Origin of the sequence: Nostoc spongiaeforme FACHB-130 (genome assembly GCF_014698475.1) — a bacterium.
Taxonomy (GTDB): domain Bacteria; phylum Cyanobacteriota; class Cyanobacteriia; order Cyanobacteriales; family Nostocaceae; genus Nostoc_B; species Nostoc_B spongiaeforme.
On sequence record NZ_JACJTB010000095.1, the window covers coordinates 1 to 4,040 of the forward strand.

6 protein-coding genes are annotated in these 4,040 nt (G+C 43.0%); 4 read left to right on the top strand and 2 right to left on the bottom strand.

Translation table 11 applies throughout. The annotated features are described in order from the left end of the window. Positions 1-366 precede the first annotated feature (366 nt). A complete protein-coding gene (psb35, locus tag H6G74_RS30745; protein ID WP_190587996.1) occupies positions 367-594 on the top strand; it encodes a photosystem II assembly protein Psb35 in 228 nt (75 codons plus the stop codon). 104 nt (positions 595-698) lie between these two features. Here the strand turns inward: psb35 and H6G74_RS30750 are convergent, their stop codons facing one another. Both H6G74_RS30750 and H6G74_RS30755 read right to left on the bottom strand, forming a co-directional pair. Further along, positions 699-1,121: a tellurite resistance TerB family protein gene (locus H6G74_RS30750; protein ID WP_190587997.1), complete on the bottom strand. Its 423-nt coding sequence runs from the start codon at positions 1,119-1,121 to the stop codon at positions 699-701. 57 nt (positions 1,122-1,178) lie between these two features. Then, entirely contained in the window at positions 1,179-2,528 is a 1,350-nt protein-coding gene (locus H6G74_RS30755; RefSeq protein ID WP_190971290.1) for a 16S rRNA (cytosine(967)-C(5))-methyltransferase, read from the bottom strand. Between the two features lie 198 nt (positions 2,529-2,726). Between H6G74_RS30755 and H6G74_RS30760 the strand changes: the two genes are divergently transcribed. The 3 genes from H6G74_RS30760 to arfB all read left to right on the top strand — a co-directional run bounded on the left by H6G74_RS30760 (position 2,727) and on the right by arfB (position 3,836). Further along, a complete protein-coding gene (locus H6G74_RS30760; RefSeq protein WP_190971291.1) occupies positions 2,727-2,960 on the top strand; it encodes a hypothetical protein in 234 nt (77 codons plus the stop codon). A gap of 2 nt (positions 2,961-2,962) precedes the next feature. Continuing rightward, positions 2,963-3,205 carry a hypothetical protein gene (locus H6G74_RS30765; protein WP_190971292.1) on the top strand — a complete coding sequence of 81 codons (243 nt, stop codon included), beginning with the start codon at positions 2,963-2,965 and terminating at the stop codon, positions 3,203-3,205. A 217-nt stretch (positions 3,206-3,422) separates the two neighbouring features. Next, positions 3,423-3,836, top strand: coding sequence for an alternative ribosome rescue aminoacyl-tRNA hydrolase ArfB (arfB, locus tag H6G74_RS30770; protein ID WP_190971293.1), 414 nt, complete (start codon positions 3,423-3,425; stop codon positions 3,834-3,836). Positions 3,837-4,040 lie beyond the last annotated feature (204 nt).

Consider the following 4,040-nt stretch of genomic DNA (forward strand, 5'->3'; position numbering starts at 1 on the left):
TACTCAACCATCTTCCTCTTCGTCTTCCGCGTTGGAGTACTTTTCCTCCTACTCCTGTTGACGATTTCTTTTGCTTCAATTCCTCCTAATTGTAAAAAACCTACACCTGTCAGCTGCTCCCTGCCCCCTGCGGTCTATTTGTATCAAACTTAAAGTGAAACAGTATCACCTGTCACCTGTCACCTGTTCCCTGCTACATATACAGAATTTTTTATTGATAATTTTTTTGTAACCCTTACACTGTCAAGGTTTCACCTCTTCTGTATCTGCTGAAAGAGCCACTATTTCAAACTTGGGGAGGATGTAAGTGATACTCTAGTTTTATAGTGTCTTAAGTAGTGTTGCGTAAAAAAGGAACATATACTCATGCTTATATTAATGCAGGCAGCAGATTCAGTAGCAACAGGCGGAGGTCATTTCCCCCTGGCTTTTACATTGGTTTATGTAGTTGGCTTTATTGCTGCTGTCACCATTGGTTCTATTGCTTGGTACAACTCTAAACGCCCAGTTGGTTGGGAAAGTAAAGAACGTCCCGACTTTGTACCCAAAGTAGACAAAGAAGAAACTCCCGGTATTGGTGAACCGAAAGCATAGTTGGTCAATAGTCAACAGTCAATGGTCAATGCTCAAAGTTTTAGATTGAGAAATCTAGACTTTTGACTTTTGCCTTTGGACTCTTGACTATAGACATTAGAGCATTAATTCTGTACCTCGACCCAACGACGATAAAGCGTTTGAATTTGTTTAAGCAACGCATTATGAACTGGTTGTTGGGCAGAATCTTGTTCAGCTAAGTCCTGAATTTGTGTTAGGAGTCTAGCTTCTTCGGTTGCGACTTCGCCATCGCTATAAATTAAGCCACTAATAGCTTCAATCAGACTTTCGCAATCTTCCAAGCTTGGGCGATCGCCTAAATATTCTTTCACCCAGGCGTAACACTCTTTGGGTTGAACGGGTACTAATTCGTACAACCAAGGCTTAATTTCTGGATCGGTAGCCAAACCTTTAGCTTGGGCAATTTCGCGGAGATACTGTCGTTCCTCTGGTTGAATTATCCCATCAATCCAAGCTGCTCCAATCAAGATTTTAACTAAGTTCTTTACATTGGAATCAGTAACCATTGCTGCCTCCTGTGGGAGATTGGGGCTTCCATCAAATGGTACAATCCCTGGCAGTAATCACCCTGAATCATTAGTTTTTCTTAAGCGCACCATAAAAAAGCCATCCATATCCCAACGGTGCGGCCAGACTTTCAGCCAGCCTTGGGGTGTGGAATAAATAGAGTAGGGTGAACTAGGTTCGAGAGGCTCAATTTGCCATTGCGGATTTTCTGCTAAAAATTCCGAAATTACCGCTTCATTTTCGGCTGGATGCAGTGTACAAGTAGCATAAACCAGCAAGCCACCGTTTTTGACAAAATTTGATGTGTGGGACAGTAATTGTTTTTGTAGCTGGGAAAGTTCTTGGATAGATTCTGGTGTTTGTCGCCAACGTGCATCGGCGTGGCGGTGTAAGGTTCCTAAACCCGAACAAGGGGCATCTAACAACAGGCGATCGCCAATATTGTAAAATTGCGGCAAGTTACGACTGTCGCCAGTACAAATTTCAATTGATTGCAAATTGAGTCGCCGCGCATTTTCTTGGAGTTTTCGCAATCGGGAAGCAGTGCGATCGCAAGCCCAAATTTTACCTTGATCCTGCATCAACTCTGCAATGTGTGTTGTTTTCCCTCCAGGGGCGGCACAGGTATCAATCACTACCTCACTCGGTTGGGGGTCGAGTAAATGACTCACCAGTTGGGCGCTTGCATCCTGCACAACCCACCAACCTTCAGTAAACCCTGGTAAATTTTGCATCGCCCCAGGACTGCTAATTAACCGTAAAGCTTGGGGTAAATTGGGGATTCTTTGAGCTAAAACTCCCGCCGATTCTAAAGCTGTAGCTACTTGTTCTAAATTGGTGCGGAGTGGGTTGATGCGTAAATCGATTGTCGGTGTTTGGTTCATCCATTCACAGAGTTTTTCAGTTTCCGCAACACCAATTTGGTCTAACCAAACTTGAATTATCCAGTCGGGTAAACTATGCAAAATCCCCAAACGTTCCACGGGGTTATCTGGTAACTGCAAAGGTTCGGGGGATTTTTCTGCAAGACGGATGTATTGACGTAACAAACCATTGACAAAACCCGTGAGTCCCGAAAAACCATTTTCCTTAGCGAGTTCCACAGTTGTATTCACTGCTGCTGAAGGGGGAATGCGTTCTTGGTAGCGGAGTTGATAAAAACCGAGATGTAGAATGGTACGTAGTTCTGGTGGTTGTTGATGAGATTTTTTCGTGGCGAGTTGGTCAATTAAAGCATCGAGGGTACGTAATCTGCGGACACTGCCATAAACTAATTCTGTCGCTAGACGGCGATCGCTATCTGGCAATTTAAATTTTCGCAATACTCTATCTAAGGCAACATCAGCATAAGCCCCTTTGTGAACATCTCGCAAAGCCACAAAAGCTATTTGGCGGGGGTTGGTCATAAGTTTTCATCTACCCCCTTTGACTTGGCAGGGCTGTATTATTCTATCAGCATGATACACACAAGTAGAATTACCCCCATTAATCTCGGATTTCTCTCTTGTGAGGGTATATTCGCTCTAAAAAGGATACTGGCATGGGTAAAGTTCTGCCCAGGTTTTGATACCAACAAATTGGGGTGATTCGTTCTGGAGGAAAATATGAAAGTTTCATTTGAAAAAACTTACCCAAATATTGCTCGTTGGGTGAATGAACATGAAGGTTGGATTGAAATTGGTTATGACCTAGATAGTCCTCTCAACTCTTTTATTCGCGCACTCGATTGTGGTGGAATGCTGTGGGAAGGAAAAGAAAGTTATGACAGTGTGGATGCAGCACTGCAAGATTTAAATGCGGGGCTAGAAGCTGTATTAAAAGATATTTATGGTAGATAGGTATGGACGATGATACTCAATCCCTAATTGCTATCAAAGAAGAACTAGAGCGAATTGGCTCACGCCTCAACAAGATTTTTCCGCAAACGCATCCGCAATTTGACAACGTGTTTGAAGACCTGGGGGCGGCCGGGTATTATCTTCGGGAAGCCGGTTATCGTCTGGAATCAGCACTTAAGACTGTACAAAGTGATAGTGCGGTCTCTTCGGATAATCTAGAGTTTGAAGAAGCTCAACCTGAATAAACCAATTAGTTCCGCAAATATCGCCTTAAACCAAAAACCCAGTCGGTATGACTGGGCTTTGGATGGGGTAATTTTCCCCTAGTTATTTATAGAAGTTATTTATAAGTTGCTTGACTAATAAGGACTACACTGCCTAAATTACGAATTACAGAAAACACTAGACACACAAAGTGTAACTGCCCTGCTTTCTTTGTGGCTTCCGGCGTATAGTAAAGTTATGCTGCAAATTAAGAATAAAATCATCATCCCCGATAACGAACTCGAAATTAGCGCGATTCGTTCTCAAGGAGCAGGGGGTCAAAACGTCAATAAAGTTGCTACAGCCATTCACTTACGCTTTGATATTGAAGCTTCATCACTACCCATTTTCTATAAACAGCAACTTCTCAAGCTCAACGACCGACGCATAACCCAGGATGGGGTTATTGTCATCAAAGCTCAAGAATACCGTAGCCAAGAACAAAATCGGGAAGAAGCTTTGCAACGACTCAAGCAACTCATACTCAGCGCAGTTGTACTACCCGAAATCCGCAAACCCACCAAACCAACTCGTAGTTCTCAAAAAAAACGTCTTGACAGTAAAACTAAGCGTAGTCAAATTAAGTCAATGAGAAGGCAGGTAATTGATTAAAATCTGATGCAGCCAGAGAAAAGTGCTGCTCCTTTGGTTGAGTCGATGGGCGGTATTATCCGCCGCACCTCTCATTTAAATCTGGACGTGTCCATTTCTGTGCATCCAGCTTCCGATGTTCTTAGCTAGAGCTTTTGCTTATATGCAAGTAGTCATGGCAGCTTTCGTGAACGGCTAAAAGGTTATTTTTCTTCCAATTATTAT